We start from the raw sequence: 15,668 nt of genomic DNA, 5'->3' as shown, positions 1-15,668 counted from the left end.
GATGCATCTGCACCGGCCCCCATTGCGAATCTTTAGTTGTCGGGCAACCGAAAGGGACTACTCCTCGGAGTCGTTCTGCCCAGCAGCCTTCTTTTGCTGATCGAGCTTATGCTTGCCACTCACAATAGACGTGGCACCCAGCGTGGCCAAGCTTGCACTGGCAAGGCTCGCCATCACAATCAGATCGCCCGTCTTGGGCATATTGCCGCCAGATGACTTGGTAGTTGTAGTCGTCGTGGTAGTAGTGGTCACTGTTTTGGAGCCATTTTGCTCTTGGCTCTGGTTGTCGGCACCGCTCTTGTCGTCGTCTTCGGACTGTTTCTTTTCGTCCTCGCCCTGCTGCTTTTCGCCCTCGGTCTTGCTCTTGTCCTTCTCCTCAGATTCAGACTTCTTATCCTTGTCCTTCTCCTCAGAGCTAGAACCCTTATCGGATTCGGTCTTCTCGGAAGCCTTGTCCTTGGAGTCGCCCTTTGCGGCTTCGGTCTTTTCCGTGGAAGCCTGATCAGAGTTGTCCTTGTTCTGGGCCGAGCCGTTATTGACGCCAGCCATCAGCGAAGAACCCAGCGTAGAACCAAGCTGCTCGGAGAAAGAAGGCTTCTTGTCCGGCGAAGCAACGGGAGCGTCCGGCGCCTTATTCGAATCGTCCTTGGAAGCATCGGAATCAGGGGTTGCGTCAGAGCCGGAGCCGTTGTTAGAGCCGGTGTCAACGGACGAATCGCTCGAGCCGGTAGATGAGTTAGAGGTGTCAGCGCCGGTCGAACCAGAAGCGTCGCTGTCCGTATTGCCGGCAGAGCTTGAAGACGAATCGCCCGCAGCAGAGCCGTTCGAATTGGAGCCGTTCGAGGTGGAACCGTCGTTGATGGCGCCACCAGCAGAGCCATTACCGTCAGCATCGGTCGAGGGCGCATCCATCCTGTCATCGTTGGCATCGTCACTCGAGCCGTCATTCGAATCAGGCGTCGGCGAGGGCGCCGGCGTAGGCTCGGGCTGCACGGGCGTCGCAGCGGCAGCGGCCTCGTCCTCGGCGATATAAACCAAGCAGTCCTTCAGCTCGTTGCGGTAGCGGTTCTTCCAGCCCTCATGATACTGGGGTTGGCTCGAATACTTGGTCGCCACGTTATTGACCACGCTGTAGGAAAGCGCCGTCACAAACTCGCGATCGGACATATCGTTGGAAAGATTCGCCCAGCGGAAAAAGTCCCTGCAGCCACCAGTGCCGCACATGTTGGTAATGCTCCACACCATGCCCTTGACGCAGTCGGCGCGGCCCGAAATATCAATACCTAGGCCGCTCTTGAGCCACGCCTCGGTCACCGCATAGTACGAGTTGTACGCATAAGCATCTTGAAGTGCTGAGAACTCAACAGGATCGGTGTTGTAAGCACCCTGGAAGGCCTCCTGCGCAATACGGCCCAACTCGGTGAGCTGACCGTTCTCGTACATGGCATTGCTCGTGTTGGAAATCTCGCTGCCGCGATCAATCGCATCCTTGAGCATGCTGTATTTTTCGGGGCTGTAGTTGTAGACCTGCTTCATAAACGGAATGAGCGACCAGCGGCGGTCGAACTGGTAATAGCCCAACGCGTTATAGCCGTCACCGTACGAAAAGCCCTGGTTGTAGTTACCATGGCTCTCGTACTTGGTAAAGTACTTCATCTCGGGAGTCACGTTGACAAACGAAACGCCCTGGACCGACCTCAGCACGCCTGAGAAGGACTGCTGGGTGTAGAGACCCTTATCGATATCGGTGGCATCCGAGGCAACGCCCGGCGTGGGCTCCTCGGCAGCGGCGGGTGCCGGCGCGGAAACGGCGCCAAACGAAAGCGTCAACGTCAGGCCCGCGACAATAGCAGAATGCTTGGGCTGCATAAGATCCTCCCTGCATTGGTGTAGTTAAAGTTCAGTTTGCAAAGTTAAAAATAAGTATTGCAGCTCGCCCGTTGTTGCACAACAACCCCTCGGTAAACGGCAACAACCCTCCGCGAAATCTTAAGGAATTAAACAAACTGGTCGTCGGGCGCCATCAGAAGCTCGCCGTATCGCTCCATCAGCCCGTCCCTCAACTGACAGAAAGCGGGGATATAGACGTTCAAGATGCGCTGAATCAAATCTTGAGCGAGCTTGTTGTCGTAGATATGGACGTTCGTATTGCGGTCTCTGAGCATGTCTAGCCAGGCCGCCTCATCAATAAAGTCGTAGAATCGGTACGACTCCTTCACGATGGCACGAGGAGACCCCGACGCGGCAAGCGTGGCGCCCTCATACTCGAGCAGACGCTTAAGGAGCTTCCAGCTCAGTTCAAATTGAAGATTGAACTTATTAATCAATCCACTCTGAACAAAATCATTGTTGAGATCCTGATTGGGCGCATCCTCAAGATTCGCCAAGGCGCTAACAAAGTTCTCATATTTTTTCATACAGAATCACACCATCCCTGGCAATCTCATCGAGCAATTGCTGCGATAGGGACTCGTCGAGATTGACGACATCTACATCTAAAAGAGTATCAAGATGTTCCTCGATCAAATATGAGAAACGGCCGAAATCCCGGCAACCTGCTACGGCGATGTCAATATCGCTCTTGGGCAAGTTGTCGCCTCGAGCACGAGAACCAAACAACACGACCTTCTCGGCGTCACATTCCCGAGCAAAAACTTCGATTTGCTTGTACACCTTGTCGAGAGATGCCATTTGCACCCCTACAGCTTGATGTCAAAGTTGATCTCGGGGACGGCGGCCAGGTCGGCCAACGTCACGCCGTCGACGTACTTTTCGATCACGTCATCCAGACCGCGCCAGAACTTGACGGTCGAGCACAAATCGCTACGGGTGCAGCTGTTGTCGATGCCATCGCACGCCACCGGAGCCGTGCTGCCCTCGACGGCACGCAGGATGTCGCCCGCACGCACCTCGGCCGGGTCCTTGGCCATCATGTAGCCGCCGCCCTTGCCGCGCACGCTCTTAAGCAGGCCCGCCTTCATAAGCGGACGAACCAGCTGCTCCAAATACTTTTGCGAGATATGCTCGCGGTCGGCAACCTCGCGCAGGGCAATCTTGCCCTCGGCGTCGCCCAGCGCCGCGATATAGATCATCAGCCGGAGGGCATAGCGGCCCTTAGAAGAAATGAGCATACCTACCCTCCCATCGTTACTGAGACAAAACCAGGCTTGTTTGTCCCAAATCCTATGCACGCGGGGCAAACAAACCTGATTTTATGTCCCTCATCTAAAAAGTCGAGTGGATTAGTCGGGTTTTCCCTTGACTAACGCCGAACCCATAGTAACTTTATTCCGAGAAGATTCCTAGGGTTTAGTACACCTATGAGTACACCATATACAGAGAGGGACAGCATGAGCGCAAATCCGCTGCTTTCCATCGAAGGTCTGACCGCCTCCGTGGACGAGAAGACCATCCTCCACAACGTCAACCTCAACGTCGCCGCCGGCGAGACCCATGTGCTGATGGGACCCAACGGCGCCGGCAAATCCACCCTGGGCCACCTGGTCATGGGCGACCCCGTCTACACGGTCAACGACGGCCGTATCGTCTTTGACCGCCAGGACATCACCGAGCTCACCACCGACAAGCGTTCGCGCGCCGGCCTGTTCCTGAGCTTCCAGGCCCCGGTCGAGATTCCGGGCGTGCCGCTGTCGAGCTTTTTGCGTGCCAGCATCGCCGGCCGTCCCGGCCTGGAGATGAAGGGCAAGGAATTCCGCCGTCGCGTCAAGGAGCTCGCGGCCGAGCTCAACATGGATACCGCCTACCTCAACCGCGAGTTGGGCGTAGGCTTCTCGGGCGGCGAGAAGAAGAAGGTCGAGATGCTCCAGCTTCTGCTGCTGCAGCCCAAACTCGCCATCCTGGACGAAACCGACTCCGGCTTGGACGTCGACGCCCTGTCCACCGTCAGCCACGGCATGGACGCGTACCGCAAGAGCTGCGACGGCTCCATGCTCATCATCACGCACAACACGCGCATCCTGGAACACCTGGATGTCGACCGCGTCCACGTTATGGTCAAGGGCCACATCGTACGCGAGGACGACGCCTCGCTCATTCCCTGGATCGACAAGAACGGTTTTGAGACCTTCGAGCGCGAGGCCGCCGAGCAGCGCGCCCAGGCCGAAGCCGCCGCTGCCGAGCAGCAGGCGTAAAGGGGCGACGCAATGACCAAGAACCGCACCGAGGTCGCGGACATCGACCGCAGCCTCTACGACTTCACCTATGGCGAGGAGGGATTCGAGCGCCTCGACGCCGGCATCACGCCCGACATCGTGCGCGAGATCAGCGCAAAGAAGGACGAGCCGCAGTGGATGCTCGACCTGCGCTTAAAGTCCCTCGAGATCTTCAATCGTTTCCCCGACCCGACGTGGGGCCCCTCCATCGAGGGCTTGGACATGGACAACATCGTCACCTACGTCAAGCCCAACACCGACCAAAAACACGACTGGGAGTCGGTGCCCGACGACATCAAGAACACCTTTGAGCGCCTGGGCATCCCCGAGGCCGAGCGCAGCTACCTGGCAGGCGTCGGCGCGCAGTACGACTCCGAGCTGGTCTACCACAACATGCAGGACACCGCGTCCAAGATGGGCATCGTCTACTCCGGCATCGAGGAGGCCCTGCACGACCCGCAGTGGGAACCGCTCATCCACGAGAAGTTTATGACGCTCATCCCGCCCACCGACCACAAGTTTGCGGCCCTGCACGGCGCCGTATGGTCGGGCGGCTCGTTTGTCTACGTGCCCAAGGGCACCAAGCTCGACTTCCCGCTGCAGAGCTACTTCCGTCTTAACGCCAAGGGCGCCGGCCAGTTTGAGCACACGCTCATCATCGTCGAGGACGACGCCGACCTGCACTTTATCGAGGGTTGCTCCGCGCCCAAGTACAACGTAGCCAACCTCCACGCCGGCGCCGTCGAGCTCTTTGTGGGCAAACGCGCACACCTGCGCTACTCGACCATCGAGAACTGGTCCAAGAACATGTACAACCTCAACACCAAGCGTGCGCGCGTGGACGAGGACGGCGACATCGAGTGGATCAGTGGCTCCTTCGGCAGCCACGTGGGCTACCTCTACCCCATGAGCGTGCTCAACGGCCGCCGCGCCCGCTCGAGCTTTACCGGCATTACCTTTGCCGGCGCCGGTCAGAACCTCGACACCGGCTGCAAGGTCGTGCTCAACGCGCCCGAGACCTCGGCAACGGTCGAGACCAAGGGCATCTCCAAGAGCGGCGGCATCCAGACGTTCCGCAGCTCCATCGTGGCCACGCCCAAGGCCGAGGGCTCCAAGGCAACCGTGAGCTGCCAGTCGCTGATGCTCGACGACCAGAGCCGCTCCGACACTATTCCGGCCATGGACATCCGCGCCAAAAACGTCGACATCGGCCACGAGGCCACCATCGGCCGCATCGGCGACGACAAGGTGTTCTACCTGATGAGCCGCGGCATCTCGGAGGAAGAGGCCCGCACCATGATCGTCAACGGCTTTGCCAACCCGGTCTCCAAGGAGCTGCCGCTGGAGTACGCCGTCGAGATGAACAACCTGATCAAGCTCGAGATGGAAGGAGCGATCGGATAATGAAACAGACCACCAACACCGCTGCTACCACCCTTGAGCAGGTCAATGCGATGCCGGCTGCCACTTGGGGTTGGCTCAAGATGAACCAGACCAAGCTCGAACTCTCTAACGAGCTTGCCACCGCTCCCACCGAGGCCGTTGAGGTCGAGGGCTTGGACGAGCAGTTTACTGGCGTGGCAGACGCGTTCGAAGCCGCCATGGACGCCATGGCCGAGCGCTTCCCCGAGCGCCGCGCCTCCGCCCCCGGTGATGCAGCCGACCGCGCCCGCATCACGCCCGAGACCGAGCTCGACGTGCCCGCCACCTCCGTCTACCAGGCCGGCGCCATCAAGCTCGAAGAGGAGCTCTCCCCTGCTGAAGCCTTCGAGACCGGCATGGGCGAGGCTGCCTACGCCTACTTGGCCGAGCACGCCACCAAGCGCATCGTCATCGATGTGCCCGCATACAAGCACGTCACGGTTACCGTGCGCGTGAGCGGTGTCGATGCCGCCGCGGCCATCGCCGCCATCGACGTCGTCGCCCGTCCTCAGTCGACGCTCGATCTGCTTATTGCCCTAGACTCCCCCGTTGCCGGCCAAGGCGTCGTGGGTTCCGTGCTACGCGTGTGCGCCCACGAGTACGCCACCGTCAACGCGACCTGCACGCAGACGCTCGACGATAGCTGGATCGCGCTCGACGACACCGGCCTGTTCCTGGACGAGGGCGCGCGCGTCAACGTGCAGCACAGCGTCCTGGGTGCCGGCGCCAGCGCCACCGGCCTTGCCGGCGACCTGCTGGGCGATACCGCCAAGGTCACCATCGATACTGACTACCTGGGCGCCCGCGAGCAGGTGCGCGACTTTAACTACGAGCTGCGCCACCGCGGTCGCAAGACCGAGTGCGAGATCGACGCCAACGGCGTACTGACCGGCACGTCCAAGAAGGTCTACCGCGGCACCATCGACCTCGTGCACGGCTGCAAGGGTGCCGTCGGCACCGAGCGCGAAACGGTGCTGCTGGCCAACAAGGGCGTCGACAACAAGACCGTTCCCGTCATCCTCTGCGACGAGGACGACGTCGCCGGCAACCACGGCGCCACCATCGGCCACGTCCGCGACGAGCAGCTGTTCTATCTCGCCTGCCGCGGTCTTGACCAAAACGCCGCCGAGGACCTGTTCATCCGCGCCAAGCTGGAGGACGCCGCACTTTCCGCGACCGACGAGCGCACCCGCGCCGCCGTCGTCCGTCTGGGCAACAACCTGATCGATAACTTTGAGGAGGAGCTCGCATGATCGACACCGAGCACGTTAAATGCGATACCTGTACTGCCCCCGAGCCCATGGAGCTCGACGCCAGCGACGAGGCCTCGCGCGGCTGGCCTACCGTCGACATCGAGACCAATCCCTACAAGGGCCAGTTCCCGCTGTTTCAGCAGCACCCCGAGATCGCCTTCCTCGATAGTGCCGCCACCGCGCAGCGCCCCGCCTGCGTGCTCGACGCCGAGCGCGACTTCTACCAGCGTATGAACGCCAACCCCCTACGCGGACTGTACTCGCTGTCCGTCGAGGCCACCGACGCCATCGCGAAGGTCCGCCAGCAGATCGCCGACCTCATCGGCGCTTCCCAGGCCAACGAGGTCGTCTTCACCCGCAACACGAGCGAGTCGCTCAACCTGGTTGCCAAGAGCTTTGCACCCACGGTGCTCGAGCCCGGTGACGAGGTCGTCATCACCATCATGGAGCACCACTCCAACCTGATTCCGTGGCAGCAGGTCTGCCGCGAGACCGGCGCCAAGCTCGTCTACCTCTACCCCACCAAGACCGGCCAGCTCACCACCGAGGAGGTTCTTGCCAAGGTGGGTCCCAAGACCAAGATCCTGGCCGTGGGACAGGTCTCCAACGTGCTAGGCGTCGAGAACCCGGTCAAGAACCTCGGCAAGCTCGTGCACAAATACGGCGGCTATCTGGTCGTCGACGGCGCGCAGTCGCTGCCGCACATGCCGGTCGATGTGGCCGACCTGGGCGCCGACTTCTTTGCCTTTAGCGCGCACAAGGCCATGGGCCCCATGGGCATCGGCGTGCTGTGGGGCAAAATGGACCTGCTCAACGCCATGCCGCCCATGCTCACCGGCGGCGAGATGATCGACTCGGTCACCGAGCAAGACGCCGTCTGGGCGCCCGTTCCCGAGAAATTCGAGGCCGGCACGCAGGACGCCGCCGGCATCTTCGCCACGGGCGCCGCCCTTGATTACCTGGTCAACACGGTGGGCTACGAGAACATCCAGGCCCGCGAGCAGGCACTCGTCCACTATCTGATGGGCGAACTCATGCAGCTCGACTTTGTCCAGATCATCGGCTCCATCTATTGGGACAACCACCACGGCGTTGTGAGCTTTAACGTCAAGGGCATCCATCCGCACGACGTCGCGAGCATCATGGACATGGACGGCGTCTGCATCCGCGCCGGCCACCACTGCGCGCAGCCGCTGCTTACCTGGCTGGGTGTCGAAAACCTTGCTTGCTGCCGCGCCAGCGTGGCCTTCTACAACGACAAGGCCGACATCGACAAGTTCATCGCCGGCCTGCATCACGTTTGGAGCACGTTCAATGGGTAATCTGTACACCTCCACCACATTTATGGAGCACAACTCGCACCCCGACTATAAGTACGAGATGGATGCTCCCACGCACGAGCACGACGGCATCAACCCCAGCTGCGGCGACGAGCTCACCTTACAGCTGCGCGTCGAGAACGATGTAATCGAGGAATCCTCGTTTACCGGGCACGGCTGCGCCATAAGCCAGGCCAGCGCCGACATCATGGCCGACCTCATCACCGGCGAGACCGTCGAGGAAGCTCGCCGCCTAGCAGAGCTCTTCCTCGCCATGATCCGCGGCGAGAAGCTCTCCGAGGAGGACCTGGAAGACCTGGACGAAGCCGCCCAGCTCCAGGACATCTCGCACATGCCCGCCCGCGTCAAGTGCGCCGAACTCGCCTGGCGCACCCTCGACGGCATGCTCGAGGGGCAAACAAACCAGTAGCTTATGCCCCGAATCCAAGGTTTTTGATTGCCGAGCCGCCCGATACGGGCGGCTCTGTTTTTCCTAATGAGCGCCGGACGCACGAAGTCCGCGCGTCCGGCGCTCCGTCTGTCATTTACCACACAGCAGACGCGAACACGGGCGTTTTCCACAGCACCAAAGGCCTGCGGCAGGGCCCCGGACCCGCCAAGCAATGCGCCAAGCCCCGTTCTGCTGAGCTCCGACTCGCTTCGCGCCTGCCGCAGAAGGGTCCCATAGGATGCTGCGTGCATTTTTGCGAGTATTCAGCACGCCAAGCTGTGTGCATACGCATCGGAAGCGTTAATCAACGTCTCCAGGCGCATAAATATTGTGTTTTAGACCAGACATCGCGGTCTGACGGGACGCAGGCACATACTCCGGGGGTGCAACGGCAGGGATCAATAGCTTAGGGGCCCGTGTGTTGCAAGATTGTGGCAGTGCCGACAGCACCACGATGCTGAAAACTCCGTTTTTTGCACGGCGCAGACGGGGGTAGGCACGGGCAAACCCGGACTGAGCTGTTATTTTATGCAAGATGACGATTGTTCTATGCATATTAAGAAGTGCAGTTACCGTACCAAGCTTTTGAACGCTGGTTGCGGCGTATGGACGACCCCAGCTGCGGTGAACAGGCGACCCTACATCACGTTTCCGCCAGCCCGCATCGCCGTTCGCGCGCGGGCGCGCACGATACGAGAGACGGTACTTTTGCCAATCCCGGTATACCGCTCAATCTGACGCACTGTAAAGCCGGCATTGTTCAATCCAACAATAACGGTATCGCGCTGCGCCGGCGGTACAGTTTTAACCCCGTTGAGCGGAACCCCTAGCTCCTTCGCCAACTTGTTGGCAAAGGCGTGGCGTTCCCACTCCGTCTCTTTCATATCGCGCAGCGCCGGTTCGCCGCTGTCGGGCGTCGAAAGCGAATAGGCAGCAAAGGCCTCGGCAGAACCAAAAAGCTCAAGCACGCAAGAAGGATCGGAAAATCCCCTCGTGGCATCTGCCGCATCACTGTCGTAAGCGCGCAGATGCTCCGCAAAGCTGCTCCAGGGGTAACGCTCGATTAGGCTCATGCCCGCCTCCTGCGGATCGGCGTGAACGGAGCGAATAGCCTCCATCACCTGCCAGTCGGTATCGAGCGAGCGCCGGTCAAAACGGTTCTGGAACAGATGCCCTGTGCGCCCCGTGCGTTTATTGAACCGCCGCGCGTACGTCAAAAGCAGCCGGTGCATCGCCGCGCTCATCGCGTCCTCGTAATCTGCAAGCACCAGACGCACGTGATTGCCCATAAGGCACCAGGCGATAACCGTCACGCCCGCCTTGCGGCAGCACTCACGCATCAGCTCCAAGAACTCCCACCGGTCTTCATCGCCCTCAAAGATGAGCTGCTTGCCCGTACCGCGGGCACAGACATGGTAAAAGCCGGTAACCGTTCTCCAAACGCGCTGCATGGCACTCCCTTCGCCGGGATCTGCTTGCCATCCAATACAGCACGATTGAAGCGTGCCATCAAAACATTCACGCAAAACAATTCGCTCGCGCGGCCAAAGGCAGTAAACAGGCGGCGAACGGCACCGTTGCAACAGGTCAACCCCCGCAACGCTTACAAGAGCTGCCCAAAAGCTTGCCAAAGACGGACCCCCTCTACGGAAGTTCACGACCACAGAACATAGAGTTAAACCGTTTCAATTAAAACTTCCGGACTTCTCGCTACGAAAACTGAGCCGTTCGCCGAATATTCCGTGCATTTCGCGGTATTATAGGGGCTGCATGTCATGTCCCTTTCGAAGGGTCGCCCGGCAATCGCCAGCCACGACCCCCAGACGGGACGCCAACACGATAGAGAGGAGAGGCATGCAGTACTCACAGGAAGTGGAGAACATGTGCCCCGTTGCCAAGGGTGCATACCACGGCCCCGCACCCATCCCCGAGGAGGGCAAGTGGGTCCAGGCTAAGGAGATTTCCGACATCTCCGGTCTTACGCACGGTGTGGGTTGGTGCGCACCTCAGCAGGGCGCCTGCAAGCTCACGCTGAACGTCAAGGACGGCATCATCGAGGAGGCCCTCGTTGAGACCATCGGCTGCTCGGGCATGACCCACTCTGCCGCCATGGCTTCCGAGATCCTTCCCGGTAAGACCATCCTCGAGGCCCTCAACACCGACCTCGTCTGCGACGCCATCAACGTTGCTATGCGCGAGATCTTCCTGCAGATCGTTTACGGCCGCAGCCAGACCGCGTTCTCCGAGGGCGGCCTGCCCGTGGGCGCCTCCCTCGACGACCTCGGCAAGGGCCTTCGCTCCCAGGTCGGCACCATGTTCGGCACCAAGGCCAAGGGCGCTCGTTACCTCGAGCTCGCTCAGGGCTACGTCACCCGCATGGCTCTCAACGACAAGAACGAGATCATCGCGTTCGAGTTCCTGAACCTCGGCAAGTTCACCGACGCCGTCAAGGCCGGCAAGACCCCCGAGGAGGCCATCGCTGGCGCTATGGGCCACTATGGTCAGTGGGAGAACGCTGCCAAGTACATCGACCCGCGCACCGACGAGGAGACTCACTCCGTCGCCAGCGTGTTCCCGGTTCACGAGTAGAAAGGGAGGGAAATAACTATGACTGTTACGTTCGAAGGTTACGAGCGCCGCGCTGACAAGATCAACAAGTGCCTCGCCGACAACGGCATCGCCTCCCTCGAGGAAGCTCTGCAGATCTGCACCGACAAGGGCTTCAACCCGCGTGAGATCGTCAACAACACCCAGTCCATCGCCTTCCAGAACGCTGAGTGGGCCTACACCCTCGGCTGCGCTCTCGCTGTCAAGCGTGGCGCCAAGTCCGCTTCTGAGGCTGCCGCCATCATCGGCGAGGGCATCCAGGCCTTCACCGTTCCCGGCTCCGTCGCCGAGGACCGTAAGGTCGGTCTGGGCCACGGTAACCTGGGCGCTATGCTGCTCTCCGACGACACCGAGTGCTTCGCCTTCCTGGCTGGCCACGAGTCCTTCGCTGCCGCTGAGGGCGCTATCGGCCTGGCTCTGAACGCCAACAAGGCTCGTAAGAAGCCGCTGCGCGTTATCCTCAACGGTCTGGGCAAGGACGCTGCCCAGATCATCGCCCGCATCAACGGCTTCACCTACGTGAAGACCCAGTTCGACTACTACACGGGCGAGCTCAAGGTCGTCGAGACCATCCCCTACTCTGATGGTCCCCGCGCTGCCGTTAACTGCTACGGCTCCGACGACGTCCGCGAGGGCGTTGCCATCATGTGGCACGAGAACGTCGACATCTCGATCACCGGCAACTCCACCAACCCCACGCGCTTCCAGCACCCCGTCGCTGGCACCTACAAGAAGGAGCGCCTCGAGGCTGGCAAGAAGTACTTCTCCGTCGCTTCTGGTGGCGGCACTGGCCGTACCCTGCACCCGGACAACATGGGCGCTGGCCCTGCCTCTTACGGCATGACCGACACCATGGGCCGTATGCACTCCGACGCTCAGTTCGCCGGTTCTTCCTCCGTGCCTGCGCACGTCGACATGATGGGTCTCATCGGCATGGGCAACAACCCCATGGTCGGTGCCACCGTCGCCTGCGCTGTCGCCGTCGAGGAGGCCCTCAAGGCCTAATCGCGCCCGCGCGATGCTCATATAGTTGAGCTTTAGAGCCGCTACCCAACCGGGTAGCGGCTCTTTTTAGTCCCTCCCTCAGTTGCGGTGAAATAGTTCCTAAACAGCCGCCCCTTCCTTCCAGACAGGAACTATTCCACCGCAACTTATTGAGAAGACGCGATTGGGCGTTAAGGTATCGGCGACGCCCACCTTCCAATTTGGCCCTTTACCGATTTCTCCAATCTTTGTGACACCTTTGCCGATCACCCATGCGACAATGCGCCGGACGAGAAAGGAATCAGATGGAATCGACTGATGTATTGGTAATTGGATCCGGAATTGCGGGCCTTTGTGCCGCCATCGAAGCGGCGCGCACAGGCGCGACCGTTGCCGTCGCAAGCGCCGGCAAGACCATGAGCGGATCGAGCTTCTTCCCGGGAACCTGGGGGCTCGGCCTTATTGGACCCGTCGACGAAGACGATGAACAGGACCTCATCGACACCATCCAGACCGTCGGCGGTGGCGTTGCCGACCCTACACTCGTCCAGACTTTTGTCCACGGTATTCCTCAGGCCATCCAATGGCTCGAGCAGGATCTTGGCGTTGAGCTTCAGCGCCCACAAAGCGCCGAGAGCGCTCAGCAGAAGCAGTTTATCCCCTGCTTTGACCATAAGACGCGCATGTGGCGCGGCCTCACCCGCAAGCCCCTTGAGGACGCATGTATGGCCCAGGTCGAGTCTCTCGGCATTCGCCTACTCCCCCACCACGAGCTTATCGACCTTGTTGAGGACACGACCGGAAAGATTGTCGGCGCCGTGCTCTTCAACCAAACGAACGAGCGCATTGTGACCTTTACAGCAAAGGCCACTATCATCGCTGCGGGCGGCACGGGCGGACTGTTCGAGCGCAGCCTCACTTCCTTCGACGTGCTCAGCTCCTCGCAGGCCATCGCACGGGCACACGGTGCGTCCCTTACCAATATAGAGTTCATGCAGATGATGCCCGGCTTCAATGAGCCTAAGCGCAACCTTGTCTTTAACGAGAAGACCTGGCGCTACGTTAAGTTCGACCAGCCAGTTGAAATCGATGATGACAAGCTAGACGATCTGCTTGAGCAACGCTCAGGATATGGCCCCTTCACTTCGCGCCTGGCTTCCCGCGCCATCGATCTTGCCATCGATCAAGCAGGCGCCGAAGGCCTGGCGCTCCACTACGACTTCCCCCGCGAGGACGTCCCCGAGTTTGTGCAGACCTTTGCCACTTGGCTGCAAGACGAGCACGGCATCGCGCCGACCGACGAGATGCGCGTGGCGATGTATGCCCACGCCGCCAACGGCGGTATCAAGATCGACAAGACCGCGTACACGGGCGTTGAGGGCCTCTACGCCTGTGGCGAGGCAACAGGCGGCATGCACGGCGCTGACCGCATCGGAGGCCTGTCGAGCGCCAATGGCATCGTATTCGGGCGCATCGCAGGCGCATCAGCGGCTCGAGCAGCGCTGGGCGCTTCCGAGGCGGCCGCCCCGATGGATACCGCCCTCCCCCAATATGGAATTGCTACAGCAGACGCTGAGCGCCTGACCCGCAGCCTCAGACACACAATGAGCACCTACTGCATGATCAACAGAACTGAAGCGGATCTATCCAAGGCGCTGCAAGAGCTTGAAAGCCTGCAAGACAAGGCCATGGCGCTAAGCAAGCCGCATACCAATGACTGCGAGATCGCAGCCCTCGCCCGCCTACAGTCGCAGATTCAGCTGTCGATGGAGATGGTCAAAGCCATGCGCAAGCGAACCGAAAGTCTCGGATCGCACTATCGAGCAGACTAAATCGATTCTCACTTTGAGTTTGATCACAACTTCTCAACATGCATCGAGCCCCGTGAGCATAATTCTCATAAGGAGAGCACGTTTATGGGGCTTTAGCCGTGTTTCCCTAAGGGAATCACGGTGCAGTTTCCCCAACTTCGCGCCCCGACGGGTTCGACCCCATGAAAGGTCAACAAAAAAAGCGACCAGCCGAAGCCAGCCGCTTTACAATGCTTTGGTGGGCCGTCAGAGGGTCAGCCTGCTGCGCAGGCGGCCGCTGCGGCGCCAAGGCGCCTTGCGCGCTGCGCTGACAAACGCTTACGCGTTTCCTCAGCTCCGCGCCCTTTCGGGTTCGACCCCATGCGAGGTCAACAAAAAAGCGACCAGCCTGAGCCAGTCGCTTTAACAATCTTTGGGTGGGCCGTCAGGGGGTCGAACCCTGGACCTTGGGATTAAGAGTCTTGAACGTGATGTTATGGAGTGCCTTGTAGCAGCAAAATCGCAGGTAGTTATGTTTCCACACGCTCTCACCGCACTGAAACTGCATTGCAGAACGGATATTGACGGATATCCGGCAATGCATAAAGCCCCTCCCCGGCAGTTCATGCCGGGGAGGGGCTGCATCTATCAATTTCTAAAGTCTTTTTGGCTGCCGACGCGCACGATTGCCCATCCGAGAAGACCGGTCAGCAGTCCTGCAGCAGCGCCGACAATAAAACAGATATCAAATGGATTCATATGCACACCTATCGATAGAGTTGCTTGACGAGCGCTTGGCCGATGGCGACGTTGGTGTCGCGGCCCTGGTATCCGTCCGCACCCGATGATCCGCACGAGATACCTTGAGCGATGAGCCACTGCTGGTGTTTGAAGACCGTTCCCGAACCCATCTGTCGCGCCTGAACACCGCCGACCACGGGATAGACTTTGCATCCGACCTTGTCCTGCAGGGCGCGGACGGCATTCGAGCCAACCCCGCCCTTGACGTACTCGATTACGCCGCGGTCGCATGCCCAAAGGTATCGCTCATTCGCCGGCCATTGACCGGAGATCACGCCATCGGCAGTCGTGCCGAGCTGGCGTTGCAGCTCCTTGGCCATCTTCGGGCCGAAATATCGCGTGTCTCCGAGGCTCGGGACCGTATTGTCCGCGACTTCCGTATTTGACCCATTCAGTGTCTTGCCGTCGCCAAGCCAGTAGAGCGTGCCGTTCCATGGGTAGCTGTAGTACGCCTTGATGTTGGACTCGCGCCCGGTCTGGTCGCCCTTGGTGCCGGTGACGGTCCCCTTTTCAGAAATGGAGAATTGGGCCAAGAGGTCGCCGCGAGCGGATCCATAGGGAGAGACGCACACGGCGGTGTGGCACTTCTCGTTGAGGTAGATGTCTCCACGCTGGGCGGACTTGACGCCCATCTTACGCCACCCGAAAAGGCCCGTCTTGAGCAGCTGCTCCCGCATGTTTCCGGTATACGAGGCTCCGAAGGTATTGACGCCGACCGCGCGGAGGGCGGTCACTACGGCCGAGGAACAGTCGCGATCGCCACCGGCAATAGTGACGGTGGTGCCGTCGGACGGTCGCGCGCGCAGACGTGGTGTAAGAGTGTCCTGAGGTCCGTCGCTGCAAGTCCCGATGTTACTCCTTCTTGAGAC

14 protein-coding genes are annotated in these 15,668 nt (G+C 60.2%); 8 read left to right on the top strand and 6 right to left on the bottom strand.

Translation table 11 applies throughout. From position 1 onward, the window contains the following. Nucleotides 1-57: 57 nt before the first annotated feature. The 4 genes from I2E45_RS08245 to I2E45_RS08230 all read right to left on the bottom strand — a co-directional run bounded on the left by I2E45_RS08245 (nucleotide 58) and on the right by I2E45_RS08230 (nucleotide 3,131). Nucleotides 58-1,869: a hypothetical protein gene (locus I2E45_RS08245; protein ID WP_195445569.1), complete on the bottom strand. Its 1,812-nt coding sequence runs from the start codon at nucleotides 1,867-1,869 to the stop codon at nucleotides 58-60. A gap of 128 nt (nucleotides 1,870-1,997) precedes the next feature. Further along, a complete protein-coding gene (locus tag I2E45_RS08240; protein WP_006235564.1) occupies nucleotides 1,998-2,417 on the bottom strand; it encodes an HI0074 family nucleotidyltransferase substrate-binding subunit in 420 nt (139 codons plus the stop codon). After that, nucleotides 2,404-2,691 (bottom strand): nucleotidyltransferase family protein, encoded by a 288-nt coding sequence (locus tag I2E45_RS08235; RefSeq protein WP_006235563.1) that lies wholly within the window; start codon nucleotides 2,689-2,691, stop codon nucleotides 2,404-2,406. Before I2E45_RS08235 ends, I2E45_RS08240 begins: the two co-directional genes overlap by 14 nt. 8 nt (nucleotides 2,692-2,699) lie before the next feature. After that, on the bottom strand, nucleotides 2,700-3,131 hold the full coding sequence (locus tag I2E45_RS08230; RefSeq protein ID WP_055310594.1) for an RrF2 family transcriptional regulator: 432 nt from the start codon (nucleotides 3,129-3,131) through the stop codon (nucleotides 2,700-2,702). Between the two features lie 219 nt (nucleotides 3,132-3,350). Between I2E45_RS08230 and sufC the strand changes: the two genes are divergently transcribed. The 5 genes from sufC to sufU are packed head-to-tail and all read left to right on the top strand — an operon-like array spanning nucleotide 3,351 to nucleotide 8,596. Continuing rightward, nucleotides 3,351-4,151, top strand: a complete 801-nt coding sequence (gene sufC, locus I2E45_RS08225; protein ID WP_117839753.1) for a Fe-S cluster assembly ATPase SufC — start codon at nucleotides 3,351-3,353, stop codon at nucleotides 4,149-4,151. A gap of 12 nt (nucleotides 4,152-4,163) precedes the next feature. Further along, nucleotides 4,164-5,576: a Fe-S cluster assembly protein SufB gene (gene sufB / locus I2E45_RS08220; RefSeq protein ID WP_022094821.1), complete on the top strand. Its 1,413-nt coding sequence runs from the start codon at nucleotides 4,164-4,166 to the stop codon at nucleotides 5,574-5,576. Beyond that, nucleotides 5,576-6,847 (top strand): SufB/SufD family protein, encoded by a 1,272-nt coding sequence (locus tag I2E45_RS08215; protein ID WP_195445567.1) that lies wholly within the window; start codon nucleotides 5,576-5,578, stop codon nucleotides 6,845-6,847. The genes sufB and I2E45_RS08215 overlap by 1 nt, the downstream gene beginning before the upstream one ends. Then, on the top strand, nucleotides 6,844-8,169 hold the full coding sequence (locus I2E45_RS08210) for an aminotransferase class V-fold PLP-dependent enzyme (RefSeq protein ID WP_199411429.1): 1,326 nt from the start codon (nucleotides 6,844-6,846) through the stop codon (nucleotides 8,167-8,169). The genes I2E45_RS08215 and I2E45_RS08210 overlap by 4 nt, the downstream gene beginning before the upstream one ends. Then, nucleotides 8,162-8,596: a Fe-S cluster assembly sulfur transfer protein SufU gene (sufU, locus tag I2E45_RS08205; protein ID WP_195445565.1), complete on the top strand. Its 435-nt coding sequence runs from the start codon at nucleotides 8,162-8,164 to the stop codon at nucleotides 8,594-8,596. The genes I2E45_RS08210 and sufU overlap by 8 nt, the downstream gene beginning before the upstream one ends. Before the next feature lie 659 nt (nucleotides 8,597-9,255). On the opposite strand, the gene I2E45_RS08200 is transcribed toward sufU, so the two are convergent. Further along, nucleotides 9,256-10,068, bottom strand: coding sequence for a transposase (locus I2E45_RS08200; protein ID WP_035138656.1), 813 nt, complete (start codon nucleotides 10,066-10,068; stop codon nucleotides 9,256-9,258). Nucleotides 10,069-10,471: 403 nt separating this feature from the next. On the opposite strand from I2E45_RS08200, the gene I2E45_RS08195 reads away from it, so the two are divergent. From I2E45_RS08195 to I2E45_RS08185, 3 genes are all read left to right on the top strand, one after another. Continuing rightward, nucleotides 10,472-11,206, top strand: a complete 735-nt coding sequence (locus I2E45_RS08195; protein ID WP_006235554.1) for an iron-sulfur cluster assembly scaffold protein — start codon at nucleotides 10,472-10,474, stop codon at nucleotides 11,204-11,206. A gap of 18 nt (nucleotides 11,207-11,224) precedes the next feature. Then, nucleotides 11,225-12,229 (top strand): GGGtGRT protein, encoded by a 1,005-nt coding sequence (locus I2E45_RS08190; RefSeq protein WP_117800431.1) that lies wholly within the window; start codon nucleotides 11,225-11,227, stop codon nucleotides 12,227-12,229. 284 nt (nucleotides 12,230-12,513) lie between these two features. Next, nucleotides 12,514-14,040: an FAD-dependent oxidoreductase gene (locus I2E45_RS08185; protein ID WP_195445564.1), complete on the top strand. Its 1,527-nt coding sequence runs from the start codon at nucleotides 12,514-12,516 to the stop codon at nucleotides 14,038-14,040. Nucleotides 14,041-14,765: 725 nt separating this feature from the next. Here I2E45_RS08185 and I2E45_RS08180 read toward each other — a convergent pair. After that, a complete protein-coding gene (locus tag I2E45_RS08180; RefSeq protein ID WP_458795898.1) occupies nucleotides 14,766-15,533 on the bottom strand; it encodes an endolysin-like domain-containing protein in 768 nt (255 codons plus the stop codon). Nucleotides 15,534-15,668 lie beyond the last annotated feature (135 nt).

This window comes from Collinsella aerofaciens (genome assembly GCF_015555045.1).
GTDB classification, from domain to species: domain Bacteria; phylum Actinomycetota; class Coriobacteriia; order Coriobacteriales; family Coriobacteriaceae; genus Collinsella; species Collinsella aerofaciens_W.
Note: the sequence above shows the minus strand (reverse complement) of the source record. Positions and strands in the feature narration are given on the sequence as shown.

Excerpts from the sequence above, each read along its gene's own strand:
- I2E45_RS08245 (WP_195445569.1), bottom strand. The coding sequence starts at position 1,869 with ATGCAGCCCAAGCATTCTGCTATTGTCGCGGGCCTGACGTTGACGCTT.
- I2E45_RS08240 (WP_006235564.1), bottom strand. The coding sequence starts at position 2,417 with ATGAAAAAATATGAGAACTTTGTTAGCGCCTTGGCGAATCTTGAGGAT.
- I2E45_RS08235 (WP_006235563.1), bottom strand. The coding sequence starts at position 2,691 with ATGGCATCTCTCGACAAGGTGTACAAGCAAATCGAAGTTTTTGCTCGG.
- I2E45_RS08230 (WP_055310594.1), bottom strand. The coding sequence starts at position 3,131 with ATGCTCATTTCTTCTAAGGGCCGCTATGCCCTCCGGCTGATGATCTAT.
- sufC (WP_117839753.1), top strand. The coding sequence starts at position 3,351 with ATGAGCGCAAATCCGCTGCTTTCCATCGAAGGTCTGACCGCCTCCGTG.
- sufB (WP_022094821.1), top strand. The coding sequence starts at position 4,164 with ATGACCAAGAACCGCACCGAGGTCGCGGACATCGACCGCAGCCTCTAC.
- I2E45_RS08215 (WP_195445567.1), top strand. The coding sequence starts at position 5,576 with ATGAAACAGACCACCAACACCGCTGCTACCACCCTTGAGCAGGTCAAT.
- I2E45_RS08210 (WP_199411429.1), top strand. The coding sequence starts at position 6,844 with ATGATCGACACCGAGCACGTTAAATGCGATACCTGTACTGCCCCCGAG.
- sufU (WP_195445565.1), top strand. The coding sequence starts at position 8,162 with ATGGGTAATCTGTACACCTCCACCACATTTATGGAGCACAACTCGCAC.
- I2E45_RS08200 (WP_035138656.1), bottom strand. The coding sequence starts at position 10,068 with ATGCAGCGCGTTTGGAGAACGGTTACCGGCTTTTACCATGTCTGTGCC.
- I2E45_RS08195 (WP_006235554.1), top strand. The coding sequence starts at position 10,472 with ATGCAGTACTCACAGGAAGTGGAGAACATGTGCCCCGTTGCCAAGGGT.
- I2E45_RS08190 (WP_117800431.1), top strand. The coding sequence starts at position 11,225 with ATGACTGTTACGTTCGAAGGTTACGAGCGCCGCGCTGACAAGATCAAC.
- I2E45_RS08185 (WP_195445564.1), top strand. The coding sequence starts at position 12,514 with ATGGAATCGACTGATGTATTGGTAATTGGATCCGGAATTGCGGGCCTT.